The following is a 16,416-nucleotide window of genomic DNA, read 5'->3' on the forward strand; positions in this document are numbered from 1 at the left end:
GCTCGGTGCAACCGAGCCATGATCTCACCGAGCGGTTTTTCCAGCCATCGGGGTGATCGTGGGGGGCGGCAGGGCGCCGACCCGGTAGATGTGTTCGGCGCACTGGTCGAAGGCGAAGACGAGAGCTCCGTGCACCGCCGCCTCATCCCCCAAACGGGATGCGATGACGGGCAATCCGAGGGGCAGACCGATGTGGCGGGCCATCGCTTCCCGGAGCGGTTCGAGCAGTTCCTCGTCGGCCAGGGACATGCCACCGCCGATGATCACGATCGCGGGGTCGATGGCCATCACCACCGTCGCGACTCCCCGAGCCAACTCGTTGATGAACTCGCGCAGCTCCTTCCGGGCGTGCGCATCCTGGTGGCGGGCGAGCGCGAACACCTCCTTGGCGGTGCGACCATCGCGCCATCGAATCTGCCCGGTGCGTTCATTGAGCCCGCGGAACGCGACCCGTCCGATGTCCCCGGCCACATTGTGCGCCCCCCGTCGTGGATAGCCTCCCAGGATCATTCCCGCGGCGATCCGGGTTCCCACGGACAGATACAAGACATCGTCGAAACGTCGACCGGAGCCCATGTGGTGTTCGGCGACGGTGGCCAGCCGGACCCCGTTGTCCATGATGACGGGGCAACCGAACCGTGCTCGCAGCTCTCCCACCATGTCGACCCCCGCCCAGGCCGGAAAGATCACGGAGGCGACCACATTGCCGAACCTATCGATGATGCCGGGCAGGGAAATCCCGATCGCCCGCAGGCGCCCGGGATCCAACCCGGATATCGCCTCACCGAGTTGTCCGATGACCGTGTCGAGCTGTGTTGCGGGGTCGAGGGTTGGGTCCACTCCGTCGGTGGTGGAGGCGACCAGGGTGGTGCCGGCCAGGTCGGCCACCACGACACGCAGACTGTGGACGCCGATGTCGACGCCGGCGACCAGCCCGCCGGCAGCGTGAAACGCGTAGTGCCGGGCTGGACGACCAGCTCCGTGGGAGCGTCCCGGCACCTCAATGATCAGATCGTGACGCTGTAGAACAGCGAGAGCATTCTCGACGGATGTACGCGACAACTTCAGGTCGCGGGCCAGGGCCGTGATTCCAGCGGGACCCGTGTCGCGCAGCCACGCGGCGGCCTTGATCGCAGTCGAGGACTGCATGGCTGCTCCTTCCACCCCATATCGCGCCCGTGCATCCACGGACAATCCCACCTCTCGGAGAGATTATCATACCCCTGTAATATAATTTATTTTTTTACGGCGCGGCTCTTCCGTGAGTTTTCACACCCGGTTATGATAATTCTGGATTCCGCGGCCACATCCTCCCCCTGTCCGCGGAATCCTTCAACGAAACCGGGATCAACCGAAGGAGCGTCGGGTCATGAGAAAGCTCTTACGGGTAGCGGCGCTGGGCCTGGCGGCGCTAATCATCTTGAGCGGATGCGCCGACGGTACCACGGGATCCGATGAGCAGACGGTCACGGTGTGGGCATATCCGACCATCAGCGACGACGCCCGCCACAAGGAGCTATGGGCGAACCTGGTCTCCAGGTTCAACGAGACCAACCCGGAGGTCAAGATCGATGTCGAAATCTTTCCCTGGGCGAAGCGTGACGAGGCCCTCCAGACCGCAATCACATCGGACACTGCTCCCGATCTGGTCTATCTCGTGCCGGATCAGCTCTCCAGCTACGAGGCCTCGATCGAGCCGATGAACACCTACCTCGAGCAGGACCGCAGGAACACGTTGCTCCCCAACGTCGCGCAGGCCGTCACCGCAGGAGACAGGCTGTTGGGCGCTCCAATGCTGATCAGCTCCAACCCCTTGGTGTGCAGCGCCACGGCCTTCCGGGCCGCCGGAGTCATGACATATCCGAGTACCTGGGAGGACATCACCGAGATGGCGCCCCGGTTCACGGAGAAAGGCATGTACGCCATCACCTACTCGGCTGATCCGGGCCAGACTCTCAACATGTCGTTCTACCCCCTGCTGTGGCAGGCCGGAGGATCCGTCTTCGACGCAGATGAACAGATCGCCTTCAATTCCCCCCAAGGGGTCCGGGCACTCGAGTTCCTGACCGCACTGGCACGGGGCAACGCCCTCGAGCCCGATTCCCTCACAACCGCCCTCAACACCGAACAAACCGAGTTCGCTGCGGGACGTTCCGGCTGCACGTGGTCAATCCCTGCCGTCGATCTGACTCCGGTTCTGGGCGAGGAGAACGTCGTGGTCCTGCCACCGCTCATCGATGAACAGTCGGTGGCCTACGGCACAGTCGGCTCCCTGTCGCTGCTCAAGAGTTCCCGGAACAAGGAGGCCGCGGGAAGGTTCGCAGCATTCGCGACCGATCCCGTGAACTCCATCGACTACCTGCGAGCCGGGGGGTACTTCTCCCCCGCGGCAGGAGCCACGCCACTGTACGCCGGCAGCCCGCTCCAGAGCAGAGTCGAGCAAACCCTTCCCACCGTCCGATTCGGAGAGCAGAATCACGCCGCACGTCAGGTCATGGGGGTGCTCTCCCCCGAGATCCAGGCTGCGCTGCTGGGACAGAAATCGCCACGGCAGGCCCTGGCGGACGCCGCCGAGGCCGCGAAACCGCTCCTCCGGTGAGAGCGGGCATCGTGCTCACCTACTTACCGCGGCAGAGCCGGCCCAGGAACCCACTGGCCGGGCGGAGTGCACGCACCGGCATGTTGTTCGCGCTGCCCGCATTCGCGCTGTTTCTCGTGTTCCGTTTCGGCCCGGCAGCCGCAGGAATCCTGCTGAGCCTCTTCAGGTTTGGCGTGGAGGGTTCGTTCTCCTGGGCCGGGGGTGAGAACTTCGCCCGGCTGATCGCCGATCCGGTGTTCTGGCGGGCACTGTCGGTAACCCTGACCTACGTGCTGTTCTCAGTTCCCGTTTCCATCGCTTTGTCAACTGTGCTGGCGCTGGGGTTACGGCGCGGGTTCCGTGGGGCGCGATTCTTCCGCTCGGTCTTCTTCCTGCCCTTCATCACGTCACTGGTGCTGCTCGGATCGGTCTTCAAATGGATCTTCTCCACCGACGGTCCCTGGTCGACGCTGATGGCCCCGCTCGGGCTGGGGGGTTCGTGGCTCGGCAGCACGATCCTGGTGCTTCCCGCCGTCATCGTGGTCGGCGTCTGGTCGCGCTTCGGGTACGGAATGCTGATCCTGGTGGCTGCTCTGCAGGACGTCCCGCAGGACCTGGAGGAGGCGGCCCTGATGGACGGCGCCGGGACCTGGGGACGGTTCCGTCACGTCCTTCTTCCGACCCTGAGGCCCGCCCTGTTCTTCCTGGCAGTGCTCGAGACCACCGTCGCCTTCCAGGTCTTCGACGTGATCTATGTCATGACCGGCGGCGGTCCGGCGAACTCCAGCCGCTCGCTGAGCCTGTTCCTCTACGACCAGGGGTTCCGCTACTCGGACCACGGGTACGCCTCCGCGGTCGGGGTGGTTCTGTTCATCATGACCCTCTCGGTGGCACTCATCCAGCGTGTCGTCCTGGGAAGGCGGTCATGATCCGCACCCGTTCCCGTCACGCCCTGCGCCCCTGCCGATTCACCGTCGCGATCCGGTGGATCGGGCTCTCGCTCATGGCCTCTGCCTGCCTGTTCCCCTTCTACGCGATGATCGTGCTGAGCCTGAAATCGGGCACGGTCGAACTACCCGGGTCGCTGTGGCCCTTCAGCGATGTCTCCCTCGACTCCTACCGGCAGGTGCTCTCCGGGCAGAATCTACCCAGATGGCTTCTCAACACCGTGATCTACTCGGTGACATCGGTGGTGGTCGTACTGTTCGTCTCGGCCTTGGCCGGCTACGCCTTCGCCAAGAAACGTTTCCCCGGTCGGGAGGTCATGTTCTGGACCTTCCTGTCCATGGTGATGGTGCCCTTCCAGGTCACGGTGATTCCCACGTTCATGCTCATCAGCACGTGGAAGGGAATCAACACCTACTGGGGGATGATCGTGCCAACCCTGGCGAACGCGCAGGCGGTGTTCCTGATGCGCCAGTTCATCCACGGGCTCCCCGACGAGTTGTTTGAGGCGGCCCGCGTCGACGGTGCGGGGGAGTTCACGATCTTCTGGCGCATTGTGCTGCCGCTCAGCAGACCGATCCTGGCTACCCTCGGGCTTTTCGTCCTCCTGTGGCACTGGAACGACTTCCTGTGGCCCCTGATCGTGGGCAGACGCAGCGAGATGTGGACCCTGACGGTCGGGGTCGCCTCGCTCCAACAGCAGACCGTGCCGTTGAACGTCACCCTCGCGGGCTCGACGGTGGCGCTGCTGCCACTCTTCATGGCGTACCTCGTGGCGCAACGTCATGTCCAGGAGGGATGCACAAGCACCGGAATCAGAGGATGAGCAATGACCACACACGCCATACCGAACAAAGTCACGGACGAGACGACATTGGAGCGGCTCCTGGCCAGCCCGCGCCCGGAACTCGTCACGGACCTCCGGAGCTGGTCGGGGGACCTGGTCGTGCTGGGGGCCGGGGGCAAAATGGGCCCCTCCCTGGCGAAACTGGCCCGGGCCGGGCTAGATGCCGCAGGACGTACGGGTGACGTCGTCCACGCGGTCTCCCGATTCCCCGAGGACAGCCTGCGTCGCGACCTGACCGAGGCCGGGGTAAACGTGATCCCCTTCGATCTGGTCGCGAACGACGACCTTTCCTCCCTGCCCGAGGCAGCCGGTGTGATCCACATGGTGGGTGCGAAATTCGGTGCCGGGAACAACCCGTCATGGGCGTGGGAGATCAACGCCGCGTTGCCGGATCGGGTGGCCCGCCGCTACCGCACATCCCGCATCGTGACGCTGTCCACCGGCAATGTCTACCCCTTCGTCACCCCCGGCAGCGGCGGGGCAACCGAGGCAACACCGCCCGAGCCCGTCGGGGAATATGCACAGTCCTGCTTGGGGCGGGAACGGGTGTTCGGGTTCGCGGCACGCACCTGGGGAACCCCGCTCAGCGTGATCCGTCTCAACTACGCCATCGACCTGCGCTACGGAGTGCTGGCCGACATCGCCACCCTCATCGCCGTGGGAGAACCCGTGCCGATCACAATCGGCCACGTCAATGTGGTCTGGCAGGGTTATGCGAACGAAGTGGTGCTCCGCAGCCTCACTCACGCCAGCACGGAGGTGTTCACGATCAACCTGACCGGCCCGGAACTGCTGGAGGTCCGGGACGTGGCGCACCGGTTCGCGGAGTTGTTGGGCACGGATGCGCGTTTCACCGGTTCCCCGGGACCGACGGCACTGCTGAGCGATTCCACGCGCTGCATGACGATGTTCGGTCGCCCCAACGTGACCGCTGACCGGTTGATTCAATGGCAGGCCCAATGGATGCTCGACGGACTTCCAATGACCGGGAAGCCCACGAAATGGGCGGTGCGGGACGGAAGGTTCTGAGATGCGCAACCACCCCGTCCTGCTCGCGGTCGTGCCTGAGGCTCTGTCTCGGGAGTTCTTCGACAAGACCTCCCGTGGCCTGCTCCAGGACGCCGCCGTCGCCCTGGGTGGCACCGCCATGTTCCGGGTCGATTCCTTCCCCGGAGACATCAACCTCGATGAGGTACGAGTGCTCGTCACGAGCTGGGGATTGTCTCACCTGGGGGCTGAGCTGCTGGACCGGATGCCATCGCTCGGACTCGTGGCCCACACCGGGGCCAGCATCCGGTCGTTCATCACCGATGAGGTGTTCGCCCGCGGCATCAGCGTCACGCAGGCAGGACAGGCCATGGCACCCGCCGTCGCGGAGGTGTCGCTGGCGTTCACCCTGACCCTCCTGCACCGGATTCATCGCATGGACCACGCGATGCACGAGGGCACCTGGCCTGACGCGACCGTCTTCGGCACACAGCACGAGCTCAGCGGGTCGGTGATCACCGTGGTGGGCGCGTCCAGGACGGGACGGGCCTACCTGTCGCTACTTCGCGCACTGGAGGCCCGTCCGCTGATCGTTGATCCGACCCTGGATCCCGCGGAGGCCTCACGGCTCGGAGCGGAACTGGTGCCCCTGGATGAGGGACTCAAACGGGCACGGATCGTGGCGCTGCACGCCCCATCACTGCCCACGACCCGACACCTGCTGGGAACCCGCGAACTGGCGTTGATGCCGGACGGGGCGGGCCTGGTTAACACGGCACGGTCGTGGCTGGTGGACGAGCAGGCGCTGCTCGCCGAGGTGCGGTCGGGCCGGTTGGATGCAGCGATCGACGTGTTCGACGAGGAACCCCTGCCCCCCGACAGCGAGTTGCGCACCCTACCGAACGTGGTCGTGACCCCGCATCGCGCGGCAGGAACTCACGAGGGCAGGCTCCGGCAGGGACTGATCGTCGCAGGGGAGGTCCACGCCTGGGCGCGTGGTCTTCCCCTCGCCCACTCTGTCGATGCACACCGCCTGCGCCTGATGGCTTGAGGGGTTCCACGAACCGGTTCGATCAGTTTCTCACAGGCCCGTTGACGCGGCCTCTGGGATCATTCGTACATGATCCCAGGACCCGCTCCATCCACCGACCCCACACCGCCTGACGCACCTGCCGGACTCCTGCCTCCAGCCAGCACCACCGAATTGACGTTGACCCTGATCTGGCGATTAGTCCTCACCCTGGCCTCCGGCGCCGGGCTGATCCTGATGTTCGCCCCGTTGAGGACGCCACCGCAGATCCTGAATCAGGTGCTGTACTTCACGACGATCTCCACCATCCTCGTGTTCCTGGTGGCGTTGTTCGGGCTACTCAGACCATTGTTCTTCCTGACTTTCCCGGCACGTCGGAAGCTGGAGGGGAATCTGGGCTGGCTGCGTGGTCTCTCGACGTGTGCGTCTCTGCTGACGGGCTTGGTCTTCGGGTTCATCATCTCCGGCAACCTGAGCACGCCAACGAGTTTCATCCCTCATCTGGCGCTACCGGTTTTGTCCGTGATCGACTGGACCCTCGTGGGCAGGAACCAGTCCCTGCTGCCCTGGTGGGTTCCGCTGACCTGGACACTGTCGCTGGTTCCGTACCTGTTCATCTACGCCTGGGACGCGCTGAACGACAAACCCATGTACGCCTTTCTGAATCCGGCGCGTCCCGACTGGTGGCCGTGGGTGGGAATGCTGAGTGCCGGTTTTCTGCTCCTCGCATATGTGCTCTGGGGAGCAGGCAGACTGCGTGCCCGGGGACACATCCGTGGCCCACAACCTGCCGGTCACCGGCCCGGTCCGGGCATGCAGGGTTCCCGGAGGCCGTGACCTCCGGGAACCCTTTTCCCGACGTCCCAGGGAGGCACCCCTACTTCCCCAGGACGTCGTTTCCCCGGCTACTCCGTGGTGTCGGGCGGGGTGCCCGGCGTTGAGGCCACGGAGTTCGGCAACGAGATCGGCGCCGGGGTGGTCCGGGTCGGGACGATCGGCCAGATGGTCATCGGCCTGCCTTCGCGTAATCGTTACGGTAGATGTCCGCCCCGCGTGCGTAGTACAGGTAGCCGTCCTTCCCGAGGGTCAGGGCACTGACGCCGCCACCGGCGATGGACTGTGAGGTGAGGTCGCTGGTCTGGATCGCGTAGAGAGTGCCCTGCACGACCCCGAACAGTTGTCCGCCGTGCTGGACCAGCCAGCTGCGGTTGACCTCCTGGGCGTCCTTGAGCACCTTGTTCTTGGTGATCGCGAAGGAGGCGGTATCCACCTTGAACACCCGGGCCCCAGTGATGCCGTAGAGCATTCCGTCGTCGCCGAAGGTCAGCGCCGTGATGGCGTTCTGGCCCTCACCCTCGAAGGGGTTGACGACGCGCGTCACCGTGCTGCTGGCGACGTCGAATTCGACGAGCTGCGCCTCCTGCGGCTTGTTGGTCTTCTTGTCGACCGCCACATTGCTGTGTCCGCCGCGCGCGGTGGTGCCGATGTAGAGCTTGCCGTTGCGGTAGGCCATGGAGATCGGCGACTGCTGCGCCAGACGATCCTGCGGGACACCCGCCGCGTAGCTCAGGCTGTCGAATGCGATGGTCTTCTGAATCTTGTGGGCGTTCGCGTCGTAGAAAGCCAGCGCTCCGCCAAGCTTGCCGTCCCCCGGAACAGTCCCGATGGCGAACACGTTGCCCGTGGTGTGGGTGATCGCGTAGGGACGATCCTGGCCGGCAACCGTTGCGGGAACGGCCTTGTACTCGGCATCATTCGTGGTGGAGCGGGACGTGACCAGGGCACCCGGGTAGAGCCCGACGACCAGCGTGTCACCGTTCACCGCCATTCCTTCTCCCTGACCGGTCGGGGAGTCCACCAGCTTGAATGTCGCGCCGTCGGCCTTCTCACCGGGGGTGACGCTGAGCAGCTGGTCCGCCGTCATGTACCAGGATGCGAACAGCCTGCCATTGTCCGCGGCCACCATTGACTGAATGGCGCGGTCCGGTGCCTTGAGCGCCTCATTGCCATCGATCCTCTTGACGGAATCCGCGCCCTGCTTGGTGGTGTCGTAGATGGTCAGGTTCCCCCTGTGCATCTGCGAGGAGACGAACATGTCGTGGGTGACCCAGCTGTTCGGGCTCAGCCGCGTGAGCAGCTGGTTTCCAGCGGGCAGCGACGTGTGCGTGGCGGTGTCAGGGTCGTACTCCACCAGCTGCTTGTCGCGAGCGTAGTAGACCTTCGTGGCCTCCCCCGGGCGGGAGATGACCTTGCCGCTGGCCTCGTTCAACCAGCTGGACGTGCCGGACGCGAGATCGTGAACGAGGTTCCGCTTCTCATCACAGGATTCGACATACAGTCTGCCCGCCCTGGCCTCGAGATGAGGCAGCTTCCCTTCGGGACACACCTCGGCAGGCAACGGCAGAGCTTTCTTCGCCCCGGTTTTCGGGTCGATCTGATAGACCTTCGGGGCGCTCGCCCCGACAGCCACGTAGACCTTGCCGTTCTCGTAGGCGATACTCCGGGCCTGCGGCTGCTCCGGATCGACGGGGTCGCCCCCCTTGAGGAAGCCCGGCCCGCTGTCCTTGTTCCAAGTCAGCACATGGCCACCGCCATTCCTGCTACCGGCGAAGGTGGCGATGTAGGCGGTGTCGTGCTCATCGACGACGACGTCCCAGAAGAAGTTGGCATTTTTGATTGCCTTATTGTCTCCCTCGATGAGGTGCTCAACGCTGTCATCCTTGGGGTCGTAACGCCACAGGCCGCTCAGCCCGGCCGCAATCAGGACCGATTTGTCGCTGAGGGTGGCGAACCCCCAGGGTTGCACATCGTACGTCTCGCCGGCGAAGTCCTTCTGGACGATGGTTGTCCCGCTGACGAGATCGACGACGTTGAGCTTGCCGCCTATCCCCCCGCTGACGACGACCGCCACCGGAGTGTCACCCTTGATGGTGGTGCCGTAGTTCGGCACGTTCACCGGTGCGGGTGGCCGCTCCCCATTCGACGTGATCTTCTCCTCGTGGCCCGCCTGATCCGCGACCGCGGTGCCGCCGAAGGACAAGGCGGTCGCAAGGCCGAGGACCAGACAGGTCGCGGCCCGGACGAACCGCCGAGGTCTGGCTTCTTGGTTCCGATGCATTCCTCACGCTCCTTCGTTGCTCACCAATTATCTTAACCAGGTGGCATAATCTTTGGTCAACATTTTCGGGCCATTCAGCGAGTTCCGTCATATGAATGTGATAATTACCCGGTGAGGAGAGGCCCTTACTCCTCGTCTCTGGCCCCGTGGCGCCACACTCCTGGACCATGCCGTCCGGGCGGCAGGCCTCACAGACCGCGCTACCCAGAGCGTGACCTGCCCCACGAGGAATCAGCCGGTTCCATTCCCCGCGAACTACACTTGCAGCATCATCCACGCGAACCGGGGCATCTTGTCCCCGACACCGATTTGGGACAGCGGCTGCTGGCCGCACGGTTTCCCGCCGGTTCTTCTCCAAGGAGTCCCTATGAACACCACGGTCTTGCTCTTCCACCCCAACCTGGCCGCCTCCCGGATCAATGCCCGCCTCGCGCAGGCGGCCCGCAGTGCCGGAACCGCAGAGAACCCGGTGGAGGTCCGCGACATGTACGCCCTCTACCCGGATTTCAAGGTCGACGTCGCTGCCGAGCAGGCCGTCTGCGAGGCCACCGACCGGATCGTCCTGCAGTTCCCCATGTACTGCGGCCCTGCTCAAGCAGTGGCAGGACGACGTCCTCACCTACGGCTGGGCCTACGGTTCAACCGGCAAAGCCCTCCACGGCAAAGAAGTCGCCATCTCCGCCTCTCTCGGGGCACCGGCCTCCAGCTACGACCGCAGCGGCGAGTACCACTACGAGCTGCACGAATTGCTGCGTCCCTTCCAGGCCATGAGCAACATGGTCGGGACCCGTTTCGTCGCCCCCTTCTTCACTGCCGGAGCCCTCAACCTGACCGACGCGGACCTGGAGTTGCGGGCCGATGCCTACCACATCTGGCTCACCTCCGAACACCCGGAACTCGACCTTCTCGGCTGAGAAACCGCGTCGCCAAGACCTGCGTCTTCCCCGCTCCTCGATGCGCTGGGGCCGACATCGTCGAGGGGAGCGACCGGGTCGAACGGCACGTCGATCCAGCGTTCACCGGGCGTTAACCCGGGTGTAGGTGTGCTGTCATCTTGCACGTCTAGCTTCGTTGACTGTGAGGTTTCGTGACCTGAAGGTGCGCCTGACCGCAATGCTGGGTTGTAGCATCCTGCTGCTGACCGGCTGCTGGAGCGGAGGTGTCGCCGTTCACCCCATCGCCACGGGGACCGCAGGTTCCCACCGGCCCACGTGCCCGGGCGGGGCGATCCGTGGAGAGGGGGCGAGTTCGCAACGAACCGCGATGGAAAAACTGATCCAGGACTACACCGCTGTCTGCCCCGGCACGGTCATCGACTACACCACTTCCGGGTCCGGCGCTGGGGTCAAAGCGTTCTTCGGCGGCACCGTCGATCTAGCCGGCTCCGACTCCCCGCTCAGTCACAGGGAGCACGACGGGGTGATCGAAACCGAGAAGGCGGAGAAACGTTGCCGAGAAAACACCGCCCTGAATCTTCCGATGGTCCTTGGCCCCATCGCCATCGCCCACAACGTCGAGGGCGTCACGGATCTGAACCTGAGCGCCGAATTGATCGCACGAATCTTCACCGGCGACATCACCCGCTGGAATGACCCCGCGATAGCGGCTGCCAATCCCGGGGTTTCACTTCCCGACGCCGGGATCGCGGTGTTCCATCGGGCCGACGAATCCGGAACCACTGAGAACTTCACGAAATACCTGGCCAAGACCACCGGCGATGCCTGGGGGCACGACGCGTCAAAGAAATGGCCCGCCACTCGGGGCGAAGGCAAGGAGAAGACCGCAGGTGTTGCGGACGCCGTCGCAAGTACCCGCAATTCCATCACCTATCTTGAATGGGGCGCCGCTCTGGAACGCGACCTGAAAGTCGTTCGCATCGACGGGGTGGTGCTGTCAGGGGAAACGGCTAGCCGGGCCGTCGCCGCAGCCGAGGCGGAGACCGACGATGACGGCATCCGCCTGGACATCAATTACGCCCCGGGGAATGGCGCCTACCCACTGGTGATGGCCACCTATGAGGTCGTCTGCTCCGCGGACGCTGCCAACCCTGAGCTGCTGCGCGACTTCCTGGAACTGTTCGCATCCGAGACCGCACAGGCCTCCCTCGAGGAACTCGGCTACGCTCCCCTGCCCGACGAGCTGCGAGAGAAGGTGAGTCGGAGCGTCTCCGGGATCCGATGAGTAACGACGAACACGCCACGCCCGGGAACGGGAAGCCCGCTCCCGGCGCTGCCACCGATGTCCTGACCAGTCGGGGCCGCAGCACCATTCACCTCGGCGATCTGCTGTTCGGCGGCTCCGCACGGGCCTCCAGCCTGGTCATCGTCGTGGTGGTGCTCATCATCGGGACGTTCCTGCTCGGCAACGCCTGGCAGCCGTTGCTGGACAACACCGCGAACTTCTTCACCTCCACCACCTTCGACTCCTCCTCGCGTCCCCCGCACTTCGGCATCGCGGCGCTGCTGTGGACCACGGTGCTGTCGTCGGTGATCGCACTGCTAGTCGCGGTACCGGTGGCGATCGGGATCGCGCTGCTGCTGACCCAGTACGTGGGGGGACGGGTCTCCCGGGGGATCGGGTTCGTCGTTGACCTGCTGGCGGCAGTCCCGTCGGTGATCTTCGGGCTGTGGGGCATCAAGGTGCTCGGCCCGGCCCTGCAGCCCGTCGCGCACTGGTTGCAGGCCCATCTGGGCTGGTTCCCGCTGTTCGGCAGCACGCAGGTGACCTCCCCCGGCACGGTGTTCACGGCATCTCTGGTGCTGGCTTTGATGATCCTGCCAATCATCACAGCTGTCACCCGCGACGTGTTCTCCCAGACTCCCAGGGAACAGATCGAGGCAGCCCTGGCTCTCGGAGCAACCCGCTGGGAAACGATCCGCATGGCTGTACTGCCCTACGGACGTTCCGGCGCTACTGCGGCCGCCATGCTGGGGCTGGGCCGTGCGCTGGGTGAGACGATCGCTGTGATGCTGATCCTGTCGGCCAGTTCCTTCAACGTCTCGATCTTCGGCGGCGGTGAGACCTTCGCCTCCATCATCGCTCGCAACGCCGCCGAGTTCGACACCGCCTACAAGGCCGGGATCTATATCTCTGCTGGCCTGGTCCTGTTCGTCCTGACGTTCGCGGTCAACGCCTTGGCGCGCATCGTCGCCGAACGCGGAAAGGCAAAATCCTGATGTCCGCTCCCCCGTCCCCCAACTCCTTGAATCTGCAACGCCCCACCGGGTGGCGGGCCGTGAAGAACAACCTGGCGACGGGCTTCGTGTGGTTCTCCGTGGCCGCGGCCACGATCCCCCTGCTGTGGATCCTGATCTCGGTGGCGGTCAAGGGCGCCCCGCTGCTGTACAGCGTCGGCGCCGACTACCACGTGATCTGCATGGACCGCTCCGAGAAAGTGCGACTCACCGCCGACGCCTGCGGGGGCGACGTAAACGCCACACCCGCCGACGAGGCCGTCGAGTGGCGTTACGTACCGGGTGGGCGTTACGTCGCAGTCGGTGAAAGGGTGAACACCTACCGCACCCGGACCACAGCTCCCGTCTCCCCCGACCCTGGACGACCCTACGACATCGTCATGATCACCGATGCCGGTTCGGGGGACGCCCGCACGCCGTCGTTGCAGTGGTGGACGACACCGCTCGGGTCGGCGCAGGCCACCGACGCCAGGGGCGGTGCCGTTCAGGCCATCTACGGCACCCTGATGCTCGGGCTGCTGACCGCGGTGATCGCGGTGCCGCTCGGGATGCTGGGCGCGATTTTTCTCGTCGAGTACGGGCGGGGCACGAAGGCGACACGGGTGGTGTCGTTCATGGTCGACGTGCTCACGGGTGTGCCGTCGATCGTCGCGGCCCTGTTCATCTACGCCCTGCTGATCACCACTTTCGGGCAACGTCCCTCGGCATTCGCGACGGTGCTGGCGCTGGTACTGCTGATGCTCCCGATGGTGCTCAGATCCACCGAGGAGATGCTGAAGCTGGTCCCCGATTCTCTGCGGGAGGGCTCCTACGCGCTGGGAGTGCCGAAGTGGAAGACGATCCTGCGGATCGTGGTGCCGACCTCCTACAGCGGCATCCTGACCGGGGTGGTGCTGGGCATCGCCCGGGTGATGGGCGAGACGGCGCCGCTGTTGATTCTGATCGGCTACACCCAGAACCTGTTCCTCGACCCGTTCGGGAACTCGATGGGGGCGCTGCCCACCATGATCAACTCGGGAATCTCCGTGCCGGAGGGCCAGCCGGGCGCCGACCGGGTGTGGGCGGCCGCCCTGACCCTGGTGCTGATCGTGATGGTGCTGAACCTGATCGCTCGGCGCATCGCCAGCCGCAACAGGCTCACATGACCGCAACGCGATCCGAAGGGATACTGGATCCATGTCGAAGCGTATCGAGGTAAAAAACCTCAACATCTACTACGGCAGGTTCCACGCCGTCTCGGACGTGAACCTGGTGGTGGAACCACGCAGCGTGACGGCCTTCATCGGACCGTCGGGATGCGGCAAGTCGACGGTGCTGCGCACCCTCAACCGGATGCACGAGGTCATTCCCGGTGCCCACTGCACCGGTGAGGTGCTGCTGGACGGCACCGACCTGTACGGCCCCGGCGTCGATCCGGTGGCGGTACGGCGGGTGGTCGGGATGGTGTTCCAGCGCCCCAACCCGTTCCCGTCGATGTCGATCTACGAGAACGTCGCCTCCGGGCTGCGACTCAACGGGGAGAAAAACCGCGCGGTGCTCGACGAGGCCGTCGAAAAGGCGCTGCGGGGCGCGAACCTGTGGAAGGAAGTCAAGGACCGGCTCGGCAAGGCCGGTGTGGGTCTCTCCGGTGGGCAGCAGCAGCGGTTGTGCATCGCCCGGGCCATTGCGGTGCAGCCCGATGTGCTGCTGATGGACGAGCCCTGCTCAGCCCTCGACCCGATTTCCACCCTCGCCGTGGAGGATCTCATCCACGAACTCAAGGAGCACTACACCGTCGTCATCGTCACCCACAACATGCAACAGGCGGCGCGGGTCTCCGACGAGACGGCCTTCTTCAACCTGAAAGCCCAGGGAGAACCGGGACATCTGGTGGAGATCGGCCCGACGGAACGCATCTTCCACAACCCGGAGAAGAAAGCCACGGAGGACTACATCACCGGTCGCTTCGGGTGATACCGGTGCGGCTCACGGTTGTCGCCGGAATTCGACTCGATCTCCAGGCCGAAGCGGCCTTCTTCCCGTTTGAGGGCTGTGCAACCAGGAAAATTCACTCCCAGGAACCGTAGACCGGTTCCCACATTGCGTCCTTGATGGCACGGGCGAGGTCATCGTGGGTTCGGGATGCGGCCCCTTCGGTCTCCGCGCATCGCGCGACCGCCTCCGCAACAATCGCCGACGACGCCCGCAGATCGCGCACCGGCGGCAGCAGCGCCGCTCCTCGTGGCAGCGGATCCACTTGAGAAGCGACGGCTTCAGCGGCAGCCAGCAGCATGCCGTCAGTGATCTCCCTCGCTCCCGAGACGACCGCCCCGAGACCGAGCCCCGGGTACAGCAGCGCATTGTTGCCCTGTCCGATGGTGTAGGTGACGCCGTCGTACTCCACGTCCTCCACTGGGATGCCGGCCGCCACCAAGGCCCTGCCGCCGGACCAGGCGATCACGTCGGCGGGCATGGCCTCAATGCGCTCGGTCGGGTTCGACAACGGCAACACGATGGGACGGTCCGCCCCCACGCACAGCGCTTCGATAACGTCCTGGGTGAAAGCACCATGGTCGGTGGATGTGCCGATCAGGATGGTGGGCCTGACTCTCCGCACCACTTCCAGCAGCCCGATTCCGCGGGAGCCACGCTCCCAGTCCGCCACATCTGCGGCGGGGCGGGCGTAAACCTGCTGGTAATCGGGCAGATCCGGCATGTCGTCGGTGACCAGGCCGTCGCGGTCAATCAGCCAGATCCGCGACCTCGCCTCGGTCTCACTCAGTCCATCGCGAACCATTCCCGCGTGAATCTGGTCGGCCATACCGGTACCCGCGGTCCCGGCGCCGTAGACCACGAGTCGCTGGTCAGCAAAAGACGTGCCCGTCACCTTCATGCCCGAGATCACGGCCGCGGTGACGATGGCCCCCGTGCCCTGCATGTCATCATTGAAGATTCGATAAGTGCCACGGTATCGCTCCAGGATGCGGCGGGCATTCGACGGCCCAAAATCCTCGAAGTGCAGCAGCGCTTGCGGGAACAGCTCTGAGGCGACCCTCAGGTATTCGGCAATGAAAGCGTCATAGCGCTCCCCCCGGACGCGTGGGTGCCGGTTGCCGAGATAGGCGGGGTCGTCGAGGAGCTGTTGATTGTCGGTGCCGCAGTCGAGGTTGATGGCGATGGCGCGTGCTGGGTGGATGCCGGCGGCGGCAGTGTAAACGGCAAGTTTTCCGACGGAAATGTCGGTACCGTTGACACCCCAGTCGCCGATACCCAGGATCTCCTCGGCATCGGAGCAGACCAGAAGATCCACGTCCGCCGCTCCCAACCCCAGTGATTCGAAGGAGACCCGGATGTCCTCGGGCCGGTCAATGCTGAGGTAGACGGCCCTGGAGCGACGATAGTCGCGCGACCACTCCTTGATGGCATCCCCCACCGTCGGGTCGTACACGACGGGTAGCAGTTCCTGCAGGTGGTCGACCAGCAACCGATAGTAGAGCACTTCGTTGCGGTTATGAAGCTGGTCGAGGAAGATGTAGCGGGCCATGTCGGTAGACTGGGAGCGTAGCTGCGTGTAGGCGCGCCGGGCCTGTTCGTCGAGAGTTTCCACCGCCGAGGGCAGCCTGCCGATCAGCCCCAGCTCGCGACGCTGCTCAAGAGTGAAGGCCGTGCCTCGATTGGTGAGCGGGTTGGTGATGACGGCGGGTTTGTCGGACATGGTTTCCTCCTAGGTCTGTTTTC

At 64.8% G+C, this 16,416-nt stretch carries 14 protein-coding genes and 1 pseudogene; 12 read left to right on the top strand and 3 right to left on the bottom strand.

The window, feature by feature from the left end; genetic code table 11:
- Positions 1-24: 24 nt before the first annotated feature.
- Positions 25-1,149 carry an ROK family protein gene (locus V7R84_RS07075; protein WP_338573493.1) on the bottom strand — a complete coding sequence of 375 codons (1,125 nt, stop codon included), beginning with the start codon at positions 1,147-1,149 and terminating at the stop codon, positions 25-27.
- A 220-nt stretch (positions 1,150-1,369) separates the two neighbouring features.
- On the opposite strand from V7R84_RS07075, the gene V7R84_RS07080 reads away from it, so the two are divergent.
- The 6 genes from V7R84_RS07080 to V7R84_RS07105 all read left to right on the top strand — a co-directional run bounded on the left by V7R84_RS07080 (position 1,370) and on the right by V7R84_RS07105 (position 7,224).
- On the top strand, positions 1,370-2,599 hold the full coding sequence (locus tag V7R84_RS07080; RefSeq protein WP_338573496.1) for an ABC transporter substrate-binding protein: 1,230 nt from the start codon (positions 1,370-1,372) through the stop codon (positions 2,597-2,599).
- Positions 2,596-3,507 carry a sugar ABC transporter permease gene (locus V7R84_RS07085; protein WP_338573499.1) on the top strand — a complete coding sequence of 304 codons (912 nt, stop codon included), beginning with the start codon at positions 2,596-2,598 and terminating at the stop codon, positions 3,505-3,507. Before V7R84_RS07080 ends, V7R84_RS07085 begins: the two co-directional genes overlap by 4 nt.
- Positions 3,504-4,349 carry a carbohydrate ABC transporter permease gene (locus tag V7R84_RS07090; RefSeq protein ID WP_338573501.1) on the top strand — a complete coding sequence of 282 codons (846 nt, stop codon included), beginning with the start codon at positions 3,504-3,506 and terminating at the stop codon, positions 4,347-4,349. Before V7R84_RS07085 ends, V7R84_RS07090 begins: the two co-directional genes overlap by 4 nt.
- Before the next feature lie 3 nt (positions 4,350-4,352).
- The gene (locus V7R84_RS07095; protein WP_338573503.1) at positions 4,353-5,399 is read left to right on the top strand and encodes an NAD(P)-dependent oxidoreductase; all 1,047 of its coding nucleotides are present in this window, start codon (positions 4,353-4,355) and stop codon (positions 5,397-5,399) included.
- 1 nt (position 5,400) lies between these two features.
- Positions 5,401-6,408: a hydroxyacid dehydrogenase gene (locus tag V7R84_RS07100; RefSeq protein ID WP_338573506.1), complete on the top strand. Its 1,008-nt coding sequence runs from the start codon at positions 5,401-5,403 to the stop codon at positions 6,406-6,408.
- A gap of 69 nt (positions 6,409-6,477) precedes the next feature.
- On the top strand, positions 6,478-7,224 hold the full coding sequence (locus tag V7R84_RS07105; protein WP_338573508.1) for a hypothetical protein: 747 nt from the start codon (positions 6,478-6,480) through the stop codon (positions 7,222-7,224).
- Positions 7,225-7,393: 169 nt separating this feature from the next.
- Here V7R84_RS07105 and V7R84_RS07110 read toward each other — a convergent pair whose 3' ends face one another.
- A complete protein-coding gene (locus V7R84_RS07110; protein ID WP_338573510.1) occupies positions 7,394-9,505 on the bottom strand; it encodes a hypothetical protein in 2,112 nt (703 codons plus the stop codon).
- A 367-nt stretch (positions 9,506-9,872) separates the two neighbouring features.
- Here V7R84_RS07110 and V7R84_RS15465 point away from each other — a divergent pair.
- From V7R84_RS15465 to pstB, 6 genes and pseudogenes are all read left to right on the top strand, one after another.
- Positions 9,873-10,028: pseudogene (locus tag V7R84_RS15465) on the top strand (flavodoxin family protein); the annotation flags it as partial.
- Positions 9,952-10,419, top strand: coding sequence for an NAD(P)H-dependent oxidoreductase (locus V7R84_RS07115; RefSeq protein ID WP_338573511.1), 468 nt, complete (start codon positions 9,952-9,954; stop codon positions 10,417-10,419). The pseudogene V7R84_RS15465 and the gene V7R84_RS07115, both read left to right, overlap by 77 nt.
- Positions 10,420-10,582: 163 nt before the next feature.
- Positions 10,583-11,686, top strand: coding sequence for a phosphate ABC transporter substrate-binding protein PstS (gene pstS / locus V7R84_RS07120; RefSeq protein ID WP_338573513.1), 1,104 nt, complete (start codon positions 10,583-10,585; stop codon positions 11,684-11,686).
- Positions 11,683-12,681, top strand: coding sequence for a phosphate ABC transporter permease subunit PstC (pstC, locus tag V7R84_RS07125; RefSeq protein WP_338573515.1), 999 nt, complete (start codon positions 11,683-11,685; stop codon positions 12,679-12,681). Before pstS ends, pstC begins: the two co-directional genes overlap by 4 nt.
- A complete protein-coding gene (pstA, locus tag V7R84_RS07130; protein WP_338573517.1) occupies positions 12,681-13,844 on the top strand; it encodes a phosphate ABC transporter permease PstA in 1,164 nt (387 codons plus the stop codon). Before pstC ends, pstA begins: the two co-directional genes overlap by 1 nt.
- A gap of 31 nt (positions 13,845-13,875) precedes the next feature.
- The gene (gene pstB, locus V7R84_RS07135) at positions 13,876-14,652 is read left to right on the top strand and encodes a phosphate ABC transporter ATP-binding protein PstB (RefSeq protein WP_338573519.1); all 777 of its coding nucleotides are present in this window, start codon (positions 13,876-13,878) and stop codon (positions 14,650-14,652) included.
- Between the two features lie 94 nt (positions 14,653-14,746).
- On the opposite strand, the gene V7R84_RS07140 is transcribed toward pstB, so the two are convergent.
- Entirely contained in the window at positions 14,747-16,393 is a 1,647-nt protein-coding gene (locus V7R84_RS07140; protein ID WP_338573522.1) for an NAD-dependent malic enzyme, read from the bottom strand.
- Between the last annotated feature and the right edge of the window lie 23 nt (positions 16,394-16,416).

Source organism: Arachnia propionica, assembly GCF_037055325.1.
In the GTDB taxonomy this organism is placed as follows: Bacteria; Actinomycetota; Actinomycetes; order Propionibacteriales; family Propionibacteriaceae; genus Arachnia.